This window comes from Chitinophaga arvensicola (genome assembly GCF_900110835.1).
Lineage (GTDB): Bacteria > Bacteroidota > Bacteroidia > Chitinophagales > Chitinophagaceae > Chitinophaga > Chitinophaga arvensicola.
In genome coordinates, this window is sequence record NZ_FOJG01000001.1 from 1,139,721 (window position 1) to 1,155,701 (window position 15,981).

The following is a 15,981-nucleotide window of genomic DNA, read 5'->3' on the forward strand; positions in this document are numbered from 1 at the left end:
CTTTCTTTTTAAGTAATTACCTTTGCCAGGTTTTGTATTAAATTTTAACATAATAAAAATTAACTCTAATAGCATGTCACTCACAGTCGTAGGTTCTATGGCGTTCGATGAAATCGAAACCCCCTTTGCAAAGTCCGGAAGAATCATTGGTGGTTCCGCCAATTATATCGCTTGGGCTGCCTCAAATTTTGTTCAGCCAATTAACCAGGTTTCAGTTATTGGAGAAGATTTTCCATCTTCTGAACTGGAGGCCCTGAAAGCTAAAGGTGTGGTGTTGGATGGCGTGCAGGTGAAGCAGGGAGAGAAATCATTCTATTGGTCCGGTAAGTACCATATGGATATGAACACCCGCGACTCACTGGCAACAGAACTGAATGTACTGGGTGATTTCCAGCCCGTTATTCCGGATAGCTATCAGGGAAGCGAGTTCCTGATCCTGGGTAACCTGACTCCCCAGGTGCAGATGAGCGTGATCGATCAGTTTAAGGTGCGTCCCAAGCTGATTGTTATGGACACCATGAACTTCTGGATGGATGTAGCTCTGGATGATCTGTTGAAAGTGCTGAAAAGAGTGGATGTACTGATGGTTAACGACGGGGAAGCCCGCCAGTTAAGCGGTGAGTATTCTTTGGTAAAAGCTGCCCGTAAAATCATGTCTATGGGCCCACGTTACCTGATCATCAAGAAAGGGGAGCATGGTGCGCTGTTATTCTACGAAAACCATGTGTTCTTCGCACCTGCTATGCCATTGGATGATGTTTATGATCCAACCGGCGCCGGTGATACTTTTGCAGGAGGCTTTATCGGTCACCTGGCGAAAACAAAGGATATTTCCTTTGAAAACATGAAAACCGCTATCATAGTAGGTTCTGCCATGGCTTCTTTCTGTGTGGAGAAATTTGGTACAGAGCGTATCCGTGAAGTAACACATGAAGAAATTGCTGCCCGTCTCGAACAGTTCGTTCAGCTGGTGAACTTCGATATTGACCTCGTATAGTATGGCCCATTAGCGGGTAGGTTAAAATATTTGGGGAGATGGAAAGGATATATCCTTTTCATCTCCCCAGATTATTTTACGGCCCTGCGCTTATTTATAAATGCTATTGAGGATGGCAGCCAGTCTGAGACCACCTTTCAGCAGTTGTTGATTCAAATCTGCCACAAAAACATAGTTATACCGGTAGCTGAGTTTGGCATCAGGCTGCGTATAGGCATACACGCGATCGGAGAGCTGGTGTGAGTCGAACATCCAGTCGGCGATAGATCCCTGCTGTATGGCCTTAATTTCCGCTACAGATGCAATATCCAGTGCTTTGGTGTATTCGGTGTAGCTCAACTGCTGGAAATCGATCAGTTGTTCGTCCCAAACCCGGTGGAGGTTGGATGGTTTATCGAACCACATCACGGAGATCTTGTTGCCTCCCATATCTTCGTCACGGCCAACATGCAGCGGCTGGTGCATATCTCCTATCATGTGTACCAGGAACGTGAGCGCAAATACCTGTTTTTCTTTAGGCAGTTGCTTGTTTTTCAGATCCTTTATCATGGCCTGTGTTTCGGTATACAGATTTTCGTCGGTGGCAGCGTTGAGTAACTGATCAAACTTTGCGCGGTCGATGTTGCCCGGAAAGTCCAGGTAGTGCCACTTGCTGGTATGATCATATTTGTGGGTGGTATCTGATTTGATGAAATCAGGCCAGTTGGCGATCATCGCCAGGCTTTGCCGGCCAAGGATGTTGGTAATGGCTTTGCGCGCCTGTGGAGTAAGGTGAAGCCACGCTATTTCTGCCGTGATGCGGTGACCATTAGGTCCCCAGGCAAAAGAGGCAAGCGGAAGCAGGAAGGCCAGAAGCAGGCCCATTAGAATTTTTTTTCTCATAAGTCCGTTGTATGTGGCAGCAAAATTAAAGCTTCTTTTTTAACACTTCCATTTCCTTATTCTTAAGTATTTTTACAGATAGTCCTCAAATACAGATTTCAATATGTCTTTTAATATACATGCTCCATACGCTCCCGCTGGTGACCAGCCGGAAGCGATCAAACAATTAACCCAGGCGGTGCAGGCCGGAGAACCATTTCAGACGCTGCTGGGCGTAACAGGATCCGGTAAAACATTTACAGTGGCCAATGTGATTCAGCAGGTGCAACGCCCTACCCTGGTACTTACCCACAACAAGACCCTGGTGGCCCAGTTGTATGGCGAGTTCAGGCAGTTCTTCCCTGATAATGCGGTAGAATATTATGTGTCTTACTATGATTATTATCAGCCGGAAGCGTATATGCCTGTCAGTGATACCTATATAGAAAAGGACCTGGCCATTAACGAAGAGCTGGACAAACTCCGTTTAAAAACAACTTCCAACCTGCTCTCCGGCCGCCGGGATATTATAGTGGTAGCCAGTGTATCCTGTATTTATGGTATTGGTAATCCTACAGATTATGAAAATGGTATCATCCGCATCCAGAAAGGACAAACGGTGAGCCGGAATACCCTGTTGCACGGATTGGTGAACTCCCTCTATAGCCGTACCACGGCCGATTTTAATCGTGGAAACTTCCGCGTGAAAGGCGATACTGTTGATATCAACTTGCCTTACGTGGATTATGGCTACCGGATTACTTTTTTTGGTGATGAGATAGAAGAAATAGAAACGATTGATGTGCAGAACAGCAAGCGGATTACCGTAGTGGAAAGTGCTGCTATTTTCCCGGCTAACATGTACCTGGCGCCAAAAGATATGATGCAGCAGATCATCTTTGAAATACAGGATGAGTTAAAGGCACAGGTAGAATATTTTAAAGCCAACGGAAAGCTGATAGAAGCGCAGCGTTTATCAGAAAGGGTAAACTATGATGTGGAAATGATCCGTGAACTCGGCTATTGCAGCGGTATTGAAAACTATTCCAGGTTCCTGGACCGTCGTAAGCCCGGCGCCAGGCCATTCTGTCTGCTGGACTATTTCCCGGATGACTTCCTGCTGGTGGTAGATGAAAGTCATGTGACCATCCCGCAGATAGGTGCTATGTATGGGGGCGACCGTTCCCGTAAGTTGAACCTGGTGGAATTTGGTTTCCGTTTACCTTCTGCGATGGACAACCGGCCACTGAACTTTTATGAATTCGAGAATTTAGTGAACCAGGCCATTTTTGTGAGTGCTACTCCCGGTGATTATGAACTGAAGAAAACAGAGGGAGTGGTAGTGGAGCAGGTGGTACGTCCTACTGGTTTGCTGGAGCCGCCTATTGAGGTGAGGCCGAGTGTAAACCAGGTAGATGATCTGCTGGAAGAAATTGACAAACGGGTACAGAAAGGCGACCGTGTGCTGGTGACTACGTTGACCAAGCGCATGGCAGAGGAAATGGACAAGTACCTGGGACGTATTAATATTAAGTCGCGTTATATCCACTCCGAAGTGGATACCCTGGAACGTATTGAAATATTACGTGATCTGAGGTTGGGTAATATAGATGTATTAGTGGGGGTAAATCTGCTCAGAGAGGGACTTGATTTGCCGGAAGTGTCGCTGGTGGCTATTCTGGATGCAGATAAGGAAGGTTTTCTCCGGGATGAGCGCTCCCTGACGCAGACGGCCGGTCGTGCGGCGCGTAACGTAGATGGGTTGGTAATTTTTTATGCAGATAAGATAACGGAGAGTATGCAGCGTACGATGGATGAAACAGATCGTCGCCGTGAGAAGCAGGTGGCTTTTAACATCGCACATAATATTACACCGCGCACGGTGCGTAAAACCAAGGAACAGATCCTCGGACAAACGTCAGTATTGGAAATCAAGCACTTCGATGAAAATTCACCGATGGCAGTGCATGATGAGGTGCAGTTGGTGGCGGAAGATGCGATGGCCTATGCTAAATCTTCTGCTGCAGGCGTAAAAACGATTCCACAGATGGAGAAGTCTATTGCCAAAGTGAAAAAGGATATGGAAAAGGCGGCGCGTGATCTTGATTTTATGGAAGCGGCCCGTTTAAGGGATCAGATGTTCGCAATGGAGCGGGAATTGTTAGAAATGAAACAATAATCGGTTCCCCAAAATGAGAACATTATATGTAATTATTTATAATATTAAATAGTTGCTCCAGCAATTAACATAATAAAAATGTAATTTATATAATATTATTTATCAGGTGTTTGTGTGCTTATTCTCTCACTTACAGTAACACATGCACCTGGTAAATTTGAAAAATGTTAACCTTTCCTTAATGATTGTCTAATTATATTGATAATCAACTTATTATATTTAAATATCAACGCTTTAAAACCCCTGATATCTAAAAAAATAATAATTAATATTATTATTAATTTTAATATCATTGATTTAATCCTAATTATCGGGGGTGTTATTCAAATATTTCTATTTTTAGACCCTTCTATTTGATGTTTTAAATTTCACACCTACTTTTATTTAAGAAATTTAAAAATCAAACGCTATGAAGAAAATATCTTTTCAGGACTATCTCCCCTTCATTTTCCTTGCGCTGATCGCAATTGTTGGAATTTTTATGCCTGCCCTCCCGAATTTTGCTGATACGAGCAAATATAATTCCTCCGATATCGCCTGGATTCTTGTAGCATCTTCCCTGGTATTTTTGATGACTCCCGGTTTGTCCTTCTTTTACGGAGGCATGGTAAATAAAAAGAATGTGATTTCTACCATGATGCAAAGCTTCATTGCAACCGGATTAATCAGCGTTGTTTGGTTAGTAGTTGGATTTAGCCTGGCGTTTGGTAAATCTTATCATGGTATTATCGGAGATCCCAGTACCTTTTTTATGTTTCAAAATGTAGGGTCAGGAGCCCCCTGGAGCCTGGCCCCCACTATTCCGCTGTTATTGTTTGCACTCTTCCAGATGAAGTTTGCCATCATTACACCGGCCCTGGTGGTTGGAGCAGTAGCGGAAAGGATCCGTTTCACTTCATATGTACTCTTCATGGTATTGTTCAGTTTACTGGTGTATGCGCCTATCGCACACTGGACCTGGCATCCTGATGGTATCCTGTTTAAATTAGGTGTACTCGATTTTGCGGGTGGTACAGTAGTACATATCTCTGCAGGTTGTGCTGCACTGGCAGGAGCGCTGGTACTGAAAAGAAGAAAAGATCACATCGAAAAGAAAGAATTACAACCTGCAAATATTCCCTTTGTATTACTGGGTACCGGTTTACTCTGGTTCGGCTGGTTCGGTTTCAACGCTGGTTCTGCTCTGAGCGCAAGTGCACTCGCTGCTACCGCCTTTGCTACTACCAATACCGCTACTGCTGCCGCCGGTTTATCATGGGTATTCTTTGATGTAATCCGCGGAAGGAAACCATCTGCACTCGGATTCTGCATCGGTGCTGTAGTTGGTCTGGTAGCCATCACTCCTGCTGCTGGTTTTGTTGCTATCCCGCAAAGTATATTTATCGGCTTCATTGCTGCCATCATTTCCAACATCGCTGTACACTGGAAATCTAAAACCAGCATCGATGATACACTGGATGTATTCCCTTGCCATGGCTTAGGTGGTATGGTGGGTATGCTGCTTACCGGTGTATTTGCTACCAAAGCTATCAACGAAGGTGGTAACAATGGTTGGTTCTACGGCAACTTCGACCTGTTCAAAAATCAGGTACTGGGTCTGTTACTGGTAGTAACCTACAGCTTCGTAGTATCTTATGGTATCTTCAAACTCATCAACCTGATTCACCCACTGCGTGTATCTGAAGAAGAAGAAGAACTCGGCCTGGATGTTACACAGCACAACGAAAACTATCATCCTTCTATGATCAGTGTAACCGACAACGGTTCTCTGAAAGAAGAAGATGAACTGGTTCACTCTTGAAATAAAAAGTCGCTCGCCGGCTTCACTAAAGAGGTACCGTTCTTTGAATACGATCTTTATCAACTTTATTAAAAAACGCATATACTTTACGTTGTAAGAACCTGGAATGGATAATTGGTAATCGAACTTGCTGTAAATAAGTGAAACTCGCACCAATCATTGATTATTGATTATCCATTCCTTCTATTTCTGAATGTAGCATCAGAAACACAAGCACGCACCCCCGAAACAATCCGTGAGAAAAGGCCGCATTAGTACTTACCATTTTATCAACCAAATTTATAAGTATGAAAAGAATGTTAACGACCTTGTTTGCCATGGGCACTACTCTTGTTGCCATGTCGCAATCCACCACAGATAGTACATCTGCACCCGCTTTTAAATTATCAGGATCAGCAGATGTGTATTATAAATACAATCTCAACGGAAATTACACTGATAATAAAACCAGCTTTACCAATTCCCACAACTCTTTTGAATTGGGAATGGTATCGTTGAAAGTAGAGCACGGATTCAAAAATGGTAGCATCGTTGCCGACCTCGGCTTCGGTAAAAGAGCCGGAGAATTTTCCTATAATGATGTACCCGGTTCTTCCAATGGCTTATCTATGGCCATCAAACAACTGTACGTATCTTACCAGGTAACTGAAAAAGTAAAGGTAAGCCTGGGTAGCTTCGCCACACACATCGGCTACGAGTTGGTAGATGCCTATGCCAACAGAAATTATAGCATGAGCTATATGTTTAGTTACGGTCCTTTTTTCAATACAGGTGTAAAGGCTGATATTGCCCTGACCTCCTCTTTAAGCGCCATGGTAGGGGTGTTTAATCCTACCGACCTGAAATCTGTATCCCTCAACAGCCACAAATATATTGGTGCACAGCTGGGCTTTGCTCCTGCAGAAACACCCATTAAATTATACCTGAACTATCTCGAAGGAAAAGATACTTTCGGTATTCAGAACCACCAGGTCGACTTTGTTGCCACTTACCAGATCAACAAAGTATTGGGTCTGGGCTACAATGCTACCTATAGCACCTATTCTGATACACACGCACCTAAGAGCTCCCGTGAAAGCGCCAAATGGTGGGGAAATGCACTCTACGTAAACCTGGACTTCACAGAAAAATTCGGTCTTACTGTACGTGGTGAATACTTTAGTGATAAAGATGGTCTGAAAGTATTTGGAGCAATACCTGAAGGTGGTAATGTAGTAGCTGGTACACTTACTTTTAACTACAAGGTAGGAAACCTTACTATTATGCCGGAATTCAGACTGGATAAGGCTTCTGCTGAGATATTCAACAAGTCGGATGGCAAACCTTATGATATGACATCCAATGTATTATTAGCCGCAACCTACCATTTCTAGTAGATTTTATTCACTCAGGTGCAGGTGTTTACCATCCGAAGAGATCGCCTTCCGGTAAATATCCTGCACCTGCTTTTTATCCTCCCCGGGATGGCTCCTCAAAAATCAGAAATCCATAAATGATTTGTATTATCTTGGTGGCAAAAAGAAGTAATGCTGCAGCCTTCCACGTTGAAATTCCTTAAGCTACTCAGGCTGAATAATAATAAGGTCTGGTTTGATGAGCACAAAACTGAATATATGGCCGCCAAGGCCGATTTTGAAAGCATGGTCCAGCAACTGATAGATGGCCTGATAAAACAGGATGCTACTATGCAGGGCTTACAGCTGAAAGATTGCGTGTTCCGTATCTATAAAGATGTACGTTTTTCCAAAGATAAAACTCCTTACAAAATAAACATGGCCGCTTCCTTCCAGGCTGGCGGCAAAAAATCAACGCTCGCAGGCTATTATTTTCACCTGGAACCAGGCGGCAATAGTTTTGCTGGCGGTGGTATCTGGATGCCTGCTGCTCCCCAGTTGAAAAAGCTCCGCCAGGAAATTGATTATAACTTCCAGGAATTTGAACAGCTGATTTCTAATAAGGAGTTTATAAAACACTTTGGCAAAATAGAAGGCGATGCGCTGAAAACAGCTCCGCAGGGCTATCAGCCTGATAACCCGGCTATTGCCTATCTGAAACTTAAAAGTGTAATCGTTTCTCACCCTTTTACGGATGAAAATAGTACACAACCCGCGCTGGTAAGGGAAATTCTGAAGACTTTCGCCATTATGCAGCCGTTGGTACAATTCATTAACCGCGCCATGGACTAAAGCTAAAAAGTGGTTTATTAGTTTAGCAAACGGATTTCACGCCTTTTAAACCAATAAACCACTTCCCTGGTTGCCCAGGATTAATTCTTATGAATCAGGAATTCGAACGGACGAGCTTTACGATTCTTTAAAAGATTTTCTTTGTCCGTACGTGCGTGGGCAAAACGTTGATTGTAAACATTTGCCACTTCAATAATAGGTATAATTCCATCCAGAGTATCCTGCTGATCAACGATGTTCATGATCCTTGATACTTGTGAAGAGAAATTGGTGCTCCACTCTTCGGTGAACTTGTGCATTAACAGAAGCTCGCGATTGGTGTTGGTTTTCATAGGACTTAAGGGTGTTTTCTGATTAGAAAATAACGAAAAATACCGGCATCTCTAAAATTGGACTCCTCTTCTTTTTCAAAGAGGTTAGTTGGCATAGGATTATTACTACCAAAATTGGATTTTATCCCGCACAAATCAATACTACTTCCGTGTAATTTTTAAGCTTTATGTGTTATGCTTTTGTAAAACGCGTAAAAAAGAGCAAGCGGTAAAACGCTTGCTCTTAATGAGTTATAAATATATTTTCGTATAGTCATATACGGGAGCCACCAATAAGGGTAGTATAACCCCTTAATTACATAGCACAACAGTATGATTACAGCCAGTTTTTGCCGCTGAGGTATTCTGCAATCTGTACCGCGTTGGTAGCTGCACCTTTACGGAGGTTGTCTGCCACAATCCACATGTTCACTGTTTTGGCCTGTGTTTCATCCCTGCGGATGCGTCCTACAAACACTTCATCTTTGTCGTGCGCATCCTTCGGCATAGGATACAACGCTTTAGACGGATCGTCTACAACTATTACTCCTGGCGTACTTTCAAGCAATGCTCTCAGTTCGGCCACATCGTATTCATTTTCAAACTCAATGTTCACGGATTCACTATGACCACCCATTACCGGAATACGTACAGTCGTAGCCGTTACCAGGATGCTGTCATCTCTCATAATCTTTTTGGTTTCATTGACCATCTTCATTTCTTCTTTCGTATAGCCGTTGTCGAGAAACACGTCTATCTGCGGAATAACGTTCAGATCAATCGGATAAGCATATGCCATCTCACCGGTAATACCTTGTCTTTCATTCATTAACTGGGTTACCGCTTTTACACCGGTACCGGTTACTGACTGATAGGTAGAAACCACCACTCTTTTAATTTTATATTTTTCGTGCAAAGGTTTCAGCACCAACACCATCTGTATAGTGGAACAGTTAGGATTGGCAATGATCTTGTCTTCCTGGGTAATGGCATCGCCATTTACCTCCGGTACTACCAGTTTCTTGGTAGGATCCATTCTCCAGGCACTGGAATTGTCAATTACCGTAATACCAGCAGCCGCAAACTTGGGCGCCCATTCCAGGGAAGTGCTGCCACCGGCAGAGAAAATTGCGACATTCGGCTGCATGGAAATCGCCGTTTCAGCATTCACCACCTTCCAGGTCTTGCCCTTAAATGTTACTTCCTTACCAACGGACTTCTCAGAAGCCACGGGAATCAATTCAGTAACGGGAAAATTTCTTTCCGTTAACACCTGTAACATTTTTGAGCCTACCAGTCCGGTCGCTCCAACTACGGCAACTTTCATTTTGTTTTACATTTTAAATTTTGGAAGCCCAAAATTAATATATAGGAGGCGCTTTTCATAGCATTAAGAATTTTTTTTACCATTTGCATGGCATTAACATAAGAGCGCGATCTGAATGCTAAGTTTGAGTACCCAAAAAATAGTCTATGCGCCTACCCGTTGTTTGTTGCTGCCTGCTGCAGGCCCTGGCCGGTTTTACCCAGACTCCGGCCATTTACGATGTTGTTATCCATGAAGTGATGCCCAAACCTACGCCCGTAGCCGGATTGCCCCCCTATGAATATATAGAGCTGCGGAACATAAGTACAGCGCCGGTGCAGCTGAAGGACTGGCGCATTGCCATAAATAAGCGGGAAGCCTTACTGCCGGCTTATTTACTGCAACCCGACAGTTTGCTGGTCCTCTGCGCTCCGGCTGCAGTAAATAGTTATAACATTCCCAATATCAGGGGAATAGATCGTTTCCCGGCCATTGCAGACGATAGTGCACTCATTGTATTGTATGATGCATTTAGAAGGGTAATACACGCCGTTGACTACCATCAAGGCTGGTATGTGGGTGGAAAGGGTATAAGGGGCGGCATCAGCCTGGAAATGATCAATACGGCATTTCCCTGTAGTGGAAAAATGAATTGGGCGCCCAGTACCGCCCTTTCCGGTGGTACCCCCGGATGGCCCAATGCAGTTGGCGCGGGTACTATAGATCCCGGTAAACCGGATCTGTTGTTTGCTTCGCTGACCGATAGCCTCCATGTTTTACTGCAATTCAGCAAAACGCTCGACAGCGCCCTGGCGGCCGATCCCGCCCGTTATCAATGTAGCGGAGGGATAAAGGTCAATGCCTGCCGGGTGATCCCTCCCTTATTTAATAACGTAGAGCTGCGACTGTCGGCACCTTTGCAACCAACCGCCGTATACACCATCCAGACTAACGGGGTAGCGGATTGCAACGGAGAAGTGAGTGGCATATACAACAGCATCACCCTGGGCCTGCCGCAATTTCCGCTGCCGGGGGAGGTCCTCATCAGTGAGGTATTGTTTTACCCTCCCCCGGGTATCCCCGAATTTATAGAACTGTATAACGCCAGCCGGAAAGTGATCGCGCTAAATGAGTTACGCCTCTGTGCCCGTAAAGCGGATGGCCGTTTTGAAGTTTTTAAGAAGATAATGAACGCAGGGCGACTGCTGATGCCCGGGCAATTACTGGCCATTACCACCAACACGGCCCTGCTTTGTGGATATTATCATTGTAAAGCACCGGAGAATATCCAGGAAACCGGCAGTTTGCCTTCCATGCCTATGGCAGCGGGACGAATAGTCCTGTTGCGGGCTGATAGTACCGTCATAGATGAACTGCCTTACACGGATGGACAACACTTTCCACTGGCCAGCCAGTTAAAGGGTATTTCCCTGGAACGGCTGGACTATCACTTGCCGGCGGCCGATGGCAGTAACTGGCAATCGGCCGCCGCTACTGCAGGTTATGCTACTCCGGGTAGTCCTAATTCCCAACGCCGGGCCAATGCAGGGGATTCTCTCAATATTGCATTGCTGCCGGAAGTGTTTTCGCCCGACAATGATGGCACGGATGATCAGGTACAGCTTTCCTGGCAACTGCCCGGTCCCGGCTTTGTAGGAAATGTTATTATTTATGATTTACAGGGTAAACCAGTGAGGTACCTGGCCCGCAATGTACTGCTTGGAAATAGCGGATATTTATCATGGGATGGAATTGGTGAAAATGCAGTAGTTTTACCGCCAGGGATTTATATATTTTTTATAGAGATATTTAATCCCCGTGGATTCGTGAAACACTGGAAACGCACGGTGGTCATGGCACGAAAGTTGAATTGACGCACGCCCCCGTCGCAGGCTTTTTAAAGGCCAAAAATAGCCGTGGGCAATCTATTATAATTATTTATATTTGCGCTTCCTAAAAATTTGAACATGCAGTACAGAGAAATTGTTGCAGTAACCGGATTGGGCGGTTTGTTTCAGTTAGTAGCCAGCAAACAAGATGGCGCCATCGTAAGGTCACTGGAAGATAAAAGTACAAGGTTTGTATCTTCCCGCGTGCATAATTTTACTCCACTGGAAAGTATTGAAGTATTCACTACCGGCGAAAACGTAAACCTGGCTGAAGTTTTCAAAGCCATGGATGAAAAAGCAGCGTCACACCCGCTCGTAGCAGGTAAAGCAGATAACAATGCTATCAAAGCTTATTTCAAAAGCGTATTCCCTGAATTCGATGAAGACAGAGTGTATGTGAGTGATATGAAGAAGATGGTAAAATGGTTTGGTATCCTCAAAGCAAACGATCTGTTGAAATTTGAAGAGATCCTCGCCGATGGTGAAGGTGAAGTAGAAGAAGTGGCAGTAGAAGAAACCGCTGCTCCTGAGAAAAAGAAAAAAGAAACTCCTGCAGCTGCTGAAGAAACAGCTACAGAAGAAAAGCCTAAAAAGCCACGCGCTAAAAAGGCAGAAAAAGAAGAAGGCGAAGGTGCAGAAGAAAAAGCACCTAAGAAAGCCAAAGCTAAGAAAGATGACGCGCCGGTAGCAGAAGGTGAAGAACCTAAAAAAGTTGCTAAGCCACGCAAGAAGAAAACAGAAGAATAGTAAGAAGACAACTGTCTGATACTTTCAAATCAGTCAGGACCATATTTCAGGCTTCTATTTACAGATGATTATTTTCTGTAAATAGAAGCCTGAATCGTTTTAGCATCCCGCTTTTTAACGATTCTTTTTAGCAATAGACGCCCGGCATTAGCATAAAAATGCCTAAATTTCTACATCCGAAAATTTTTAAAATAACAGATAGCATGGATAAACTAAGTGCAGATATAAAGAAACTACCGCGTACATTTCTCCCGGAAGATTTTAAAGTAACTACCTGGGACGCCCTGCAACCCTACTTTGAAGCACTGCAGCAAAGAAATATCAACAGCGTGACGGACCTGGAAAAGTGGCTCAAAGATATGAGCGAACTGGAAGCTGTTATCAGCGAAGATGCTTGCTGGCGCCAGATCCACATGACCTGCGATATTACAGACAAATCACTCGAAGAAGCATTTGCCTACTTCTGCATGGAAATTCAGCCCAAGCTGCAACCCTATGCAGATGCACTCAATAAAAAGCTGCTGGAAAGCCCGTTTGTAAAGGAACTGGATGCGGACCTGTATAAAACCTATCTCAGGAATGTGCAGAAACAGGTAAAACTGTTCCGCGAGGAAAATATTCCTATCCAGGCAGAACTGAGCGTAATGGCCCAGCAATATGGTGCTATTGCCGGTAAAATGACCATCAGGGTTAAAGACCAGGAATACACCCTGCAACAGGCGGCAAAGTTCCTGGAAAACAGCGACCGTGCACTACGTGAAGAAGTGTTTACCAAAACAGGCGCACGCCGCCTGGAAGACAGGGCCGCATTGGATAACCTGTATACCGGACTGGTTGCGAAACGCGACCAGGTCGCCAAAAATGCCGGCTTTGCTAATTACCGCGATTATAAATTCGAAGAACTGGGTCGCTTCGACTATACAAAAGAAGATGCATTCCAGTTCCATGAAGCGATTAAGGCACATATTGTTCCATTGGTACAGCAGATCCTGGAAAAACAAAAAGCAAAACTGCAACTCGATACCTTAAGACCATGGGATACAGAAGCAGAACCGGTAGGCGTAAAGCCGCTGGAACCGTTTCATACCGGAGAAGAACTGGTGAATAAGGCCATTGCTACGTTCGACGAACTGGGACCATTCTTTGGGAATTGCCTGCGGGTAATGAAAGATATGGGCCGCTTTGACCTGGAAAGCCGCAATGGTAAAGCTCCCGGAGGTTATAATTGCCCACTGGCAGAAACAGGTGTGCCTTTTATTTTCATGAATGCGGCTGGTCAGATGAAAGACCTGACTACAATGGTGCATGAAGGCGGTCATGCGGTACACTCTTTCCTCAGTCACCACCTGGCACTCAGCGCCTTCAAGGAATATCCCATGGAGATTGCAGAAGTAGCCAGCATGAGCATGGAACTGTTTACCATGGATTACTGGAACATTTTCTTTGATGATGAAACACAGTTACGCCGCGCACGCCTCCAGCAACTGGAACGCGCCATCACCATTTTCCCGTGGATCGCTACCATTGATAAATTCCAGCATTGGGTGTATGAACATCCACAACATACCACCGAAGAAAGAACGGCCAGATGGCTGGAAATACTGAACGAGTTTTCTCCGGCAGTGGTTGACTGGAGCGGTCATGAAGACTACCGCGCTATTACCTGGCAGAAACAACTGCACCTGTTTGAAGTGCCTTTCTATTACATAGAATACGGTATCGCACAACTGGGTGCTATTGCCATGTGGAAACAATTCAGGGAAAATAAAACACAGGCGCTGAACAATTACGTACAGGCGTTGAGTTTAGGTAATACCAAAACATTGCCTGAATTGTATAAAGCAGCAGGAATTAAATTTGATTTCTCACCGGCTTATGTAAAGGAGCTGGCCGATTTCGTGAAAGCGGAAATAGAGAAGATATAAAGAGAAGAAGCCTTTGTGAATCGCTTGTTCACAAAGGCTTCTTAATTATTTGCAGGATTTACAGACCCCACTCACCACTACTTCCACATTATGTGCGGCATAGCCTTTAGGAAGCTGTATTTGCGGCACATCTGTTTCATCTAAACAGATGGTATTGCCACACTCCTCACATTTAAAGTGAATATGATGATCATGGTGATGATGCTCTGAGCATTCCGATTTGCATAAGGCGTAGCGCACAGAAGTATCTGTAGTTGGTATTTTATGAATGATTCCTTTATCGAGGAAAGTCTGTAAGGTTCGGTATACGGTAACGCGGTCGAACGACTGGCCTGCCAGCTTTTCGAAATCGCTGTGTTCCAGTGCGCCATTGCTTTTCATGAACAGTTCCAGGATCTTAGTCCTGGTTTCAGTTACACTCAGCTTGCTCTCGCGTAACAATCCACTTATTCTTTCTGTTATTTGTTGTTTGGTGCCCATGATGAAAAAAAACTTTATTCTTCCATTAAACGGTCTATGTCTGTAATCAGCCTGTTCACATCCTGTTGCTTGGTACCTTCATACAGGCCACGTATCTGGCCGGCCTTGTCTACCAGTGCAAACCATTGGGTGTGTACAAAGTCTTCTTCCCCGGTATAAACGCCGTCGTCTACCAGGTAACCCTGCCGCGCCATACGGTACAACTGCTTCTTATCTCCGGTGAGGAACCACCAGTTTTTAGCATCAGCATTATGTTTGGCGGCGTATGCTTTTAGCACGGGAACGCTGTCGTGTTCCGGATCTACTGTATGCGAAAGGATCAGGAAATCGGGTTTGTCTTTATATTTTGCATACACTTTATCCATATTGGCATTCATCTTCGGACAAATACCAGTACAGGTAGTGAAGAAGAATTCAGATACGTAAATTTTTCCTTCCACATCGGCTTTCGCTTTGGTTTTTCCATCCTGATCCGTAAAGGAAAATCCCGGGACCGTATGACCTGGCGCGCCCAGATGAGGCAGTTTATCTTTTCCAAAGAAGGTGCCTGTCTCTCCTTTTATAACAAATCCTGCGTAGCCCAGGAAACCCGCGCTCAGCACTACAAAAAACGAAATCAGTATAATTGCTTTCTTCGACATAGGTATAATCCCTGTTTTGTTCAATATACAAAGGTAGGGCATAGTTGACAGATACCCATCAGTACCATTGATCTCCCAATTTTTTAACACACCTGCAACGTTTTACAATTGATAAAATAATTTATCTGATAAATGAGTGTGATTTATTTTGCAACAATGTTGCAAAATTATGTAGTTTTGTCCGGATAGAAAAATGGGGACATGGAATTGAATATTTTAAAGAAGATGAATCTGGACAGCATCGGGATTGGCGCGTCCGTTTTATGTGCAGTGCATTGTGCGGTACTTCCGTTGATGCTAACGGTACTGCCCTTGTTGGGTTCGCATGTATTGGAGAATGAAAAACTGGAATATGGACTGCTCTCCTTTTCTTTTGCAGTGGGCTGTTTTTCGCTGGGACGCGGATATCTGCGTCATCACCGCCGGTTAACACCGATGCTGCTATTTGCGGTTGGCTTCGCTTTGTTGCTGGGTGGCCACTTTGTAATAGACGGCGGTTACTGGGAACCAGCTATCATTTTTGCCGGTGCCGTTGGAATAACGGGAGCGCATATATTAAATCTCAGACGTTGTAAGGAATGTGCAGTGGGGCATAAGCAGGAAGCCCAGGGATAATGGCTGTGTGAAAAGCGAAACTTACTGAAAGTAAGCAAGTCTG

At 44.5% G+C, this 15,981-nt stretch carries 14 protein-coding genes; 9 read left to right on the forward strand and 5 right to left on the reverse strand.

Features of this window, described 5'->3' with window-relative positions; all coding sequences use genetic code 11:
* Window positions 1-73: 73 nt before the first annotated feature.
* Window positions 74-997 carry a PfkB family carbohydrate kinase gene (locus BMW79_RS04870; RefSeq protein WP_089891295.1) on the forward strand — a complete coding sequence of 308 codons (924 nt, stop codon included), beginning with the start codon at window positions 74-76 and terminating at the stop codon, window positions 995-997.
* Window positions 998-1,087: 90 nt separating this feature from the next.
* Here BMW79_RS04870 and BMW79_RS04875 read toward each other — a convergent pair whose 3' ends face one another.
* Complete coding sequence (locus tag BMW79_RS04875; protein WP_089891298.1) at window positions 1,088-1,879, reverse strand: S1/P1 nuclease; 792 nt, start codon at window positions 1,877-1,879, stop codon at window positions 1,088-1,090.
* A gap of 103 nt (window positions 1,880-1,982) precedes the next feature.
* Here BMW79_RS04875 and uvrB point away from each other — a divergent pair, with 103 nt between their 5' ends.
* From uvrB to BMW79_RS04895, 4 genes are all read left to right on the forward strand, one after another.
* The gene (gene uvrB / locus BMW79_RS04880) at window positions 1,983-4,037 is read left to right on the forward strand and encodes an excinuclease ABC subunit UvrB (RefSeq protein ID WP_089891301.1); all 2,055 of its coding nucleotides are present in this window, start codon (window positions 1,983-1,985) and stop codon (window positions 4,035-4,037) included.
* 409 nt (window positions 4,038-4,446) lie between these two features.
* Window positions 4,447-5,838, forward strand: coding sequence for an ammonium transporter (locus tag BMW79_RS04885; protein WP_089891305.1), 1,392 nt, complete (start codon window positions 4,447-4,449; stop codon window positions 5,836-5,838).
* Window positions 5,839-6,125: 287 nt separating this feature from the next.
* Window positions 6,126-7,211, forward strand: coding sequence for a porin (locus BMW79_RS04890; protein WP_089891308.1), 1,086 nt, complete (start codon window positions 6,126-6,128; stop codon window positions 7,209-7,211).
* A gap of 153 nt (window positions 7,212-7,364) precedes the next feature.
* Complete coding sequence (locus BMW79_RS04895) at window positions 7,365-8,024, forward strand: DUF2461 domain-containing protein (RefSeq protein ID WP_089891311.1); 660 nt, start codon at window positions 7,365-7,367, stop codon at window positions 8,022-8,024.
* A gap of 80 nt (window positions 8,025-8,104) precedes the next feature.
* Here BMW79_RS04895 and BMW79_RS04900 read toward each other — a convergent pair whose 3' ends face one another.
* Together BMW79_RS04900 and BMW79_RS04905 are read right to left on the reverse strand one after the other, a co-directional pair.
* Window positions 8,105-8,356: a hypothetical protein gene (locus BMW79_RS04900; RefSeq protein WP_079471700.1), complete on the reverse strand. Its 252-nt coding sequence runs from the start codon at window positions 8,354-8,356 to the stop codon at window positions 8,105-8,107.
* Between the two features lie 316 nt (window positions 8,357-8,672).
* Window positions 8,673-9,662 carry an aspartate-semialdehyde dehydrogenase gene (locus BMW79_RS04905; RefSeq protein WP_089891313.1) on the reverse strand — a complete coding sequence of 330 codons (990 nt, stop codon included), beginning with the start codon at window positions 9,660-9,662 and terminating at the stop codon, window positions 8,673-8,675.
* Window positions 9,663-9,808: 146 nt separating this feature from the next.
* Between BMW79_RS04905 and BMW79_RS04910 the strand changes: the two genes are divergently transcribed.
* From BMW79_RS04910 to BMW79_RS04920, 3 genes are all read left to right on the forward strand, one after another.
* Complete coding sequence (locus tag BMW79_RS04910; protein ID WP_089891315.1) at window positions 9,809-11,515, forward strand: lamin tail domain-containing protein; 1,707 nt, start codon at window positions 9,809-9,811, stop codon at window positions 11,513-11,515.
* Between the two features lie 93 nt (window positions 11,516-11,608).
* Window positions 11,609-12,277 (forward strand): DUF5606 family protein, encoded by a 669-nt coding sequence (locus BMW79_RS04915; RefSeq protein ID WP_089891318.1) that lies wholly within the window; start codon window positions 11,609-11,611, stop codon window positions 12,275-12,277.
* A 203-nt stretch (window positions 12,278-12,480) separates the two neighbouring features.
* Complete coding sequence (locus BMW79_RS04920) at window positions 12,481-14,202, forward strand: M3 family oligoendopeptidase (RefSeq protein WP_089891321.1); 1,722 nt, start codon at window positions 12,481-12,483, stop codon at window positions 14,200-14,202.
* Window positions 14,203-14,247: 45 nt separating this feature from the next.
* Here the strand turns inward: BMW79_RS04920 and BMW79_RS04925 are convergent, their stop codons facing one another.
* A complete protein-coding gene (locus BMW79_RS04925) occupies window positions 14,248-14,682 on the reverse strand; it encodes a Fur family transcriptional regulator (protein WP_089891323.1) in 435 nt (144 codons plus the stop codon).
* 14 nt (window positions 14,683-14,696) lie between these two features.
* The gene (locus tag BMW79_RS04930) at window positions 14,697-15,323 is read right to left on the reverse strand and encodes an SCO family protein (protein WP_089891326.1); all 627 of its coding nucleotides are present in this window, start codon (window positions 15,321-15,323) and stop codon (window positions 14,697-14,699) included.
* A 201-nt stretch (window positions 15,324-15,524) separates the two neighbouring features.
* On the opposite strand from BMW79_RS04930, the gene BMW79_RS04935 reads away from it, so the two are divergent.
* A complete protein-coding gene (locus BMW79_RS04935) occupies window positions 15,525-15,938 on the forward strand; it encodes a MerC domain-containing protein (protein WP_089891329.1) in 414 nt (137 codons plus the stop codon).
* The last annotated feature ends 43 nt before the right edge of the window (window positions 15,939-15,981 follow it).

What these genes read in the sequence shown, in the direction of transcription:
- BMW79_RS04870 (WP_089891295.1), top strand. Translation starts at nt 74, where the DNA reads ATGTCACTCACAGTCGTAGGTTCTATGGCGTTCGATGAAATCGAAACC.
- BMW79_RS04910 (WP_089891315.1), top strand. Translation starts at nt 9,809, where the DNA reads ATGCGCCTACCCGTTGTTTGTTGCTGCCTGCTGCAGGCCCTGGCCGGT.
- BMW79_RS04930 (WP_089891326.1), bottom strand. Translation starts at nt 15,323, where the DNA reads ATGTCGAAGAAAGCAATTATACTGATTTCGTTTTTTGTAGTGCTGAGC.
- BMW79_RS04885 (WP_089891305.1), top strand. Translation starts at nt 4,447, where the DNA reads ATGAAGAAAATATCTTTTCAGGACTATCTCCCCTTCATTTTCCTTGCG.
- BMW79_RS04915 (WP_089891318.1), top strand. Translation starts at nt 11,609, where the DNA reads ATGCAGTACAGAGAAATTGTTGCAGTAACCGGATTGGGCGGTTTGTTT.
- BMW79_RS04875 (WP_089891298.1), bottom strand. Translation starts at nt 1,879, where the DNA reads ATGAGAAAAAAAATTCTAATGGGCCTGCTTCTGGCCTTCCTGCTTCCG.
- BMW79_RS04890 (WP_089891308.1), top strand. Translation starts at nt 6,126, where the DNA reads ATGAAAAGAATGTTAACGACCTTGTTTGCCATGGGCACTACTCTTGTT.
- uvrB (WP_089891301.1), top strand. Translation starts at nt 1,983, where the DNA reads ATGTCTTTTAATATACATGCTCCATACGCTCCCGCTGGTGACCAGCCG.
- BMW79_RS04900 (WP_079471700.1), bottom strand. Translation starts at nt 8,356, where the DNA reads ATGAAAACCAACACCAATCGCGAGCTTCTGTTAATGCACAAGTTCACC.
- BMW79_RS04895 (WP_089891311.1), top strand. Translation starts at nt 7,365, where the DNA reads ATGCTGCAGCCTTCCACGTTGAAATTCCTTAAGCTACTCAGGCTGAAT.
- BMW79_RS04920 (WP_089891321.1), top strand. Translation starts at nt 12,481, where the DNA reads ATGGATAAACTAAGTGCAGATATAAAGAAACTACCGCGTACATTTCTC.
- BMW79_RS04925 (WP_089891323.1), bottom strand. Translation starts at nt 14,682, where the DNA reads ATGGGCACCAAACAACAAATAACAGAAAGAATAAGTGGATTGTTACGC.
- BMW79_RS04935 (WP_089891329.1), top strand. Translation starts at nt 15,525, where the DNA reads ATGGAATTGAATATTTTAAAGAAGATGAATCTGGACAGCATCGGGATT.
- BMW79_RS04905 (WP_089891313.1), bottom strand. Translation starts at nt 9,662, where the DNA reads ATGAAAGTTGCCGTAGTTGGAGCGACCGGACTGGTAGGCTCAAAAATG.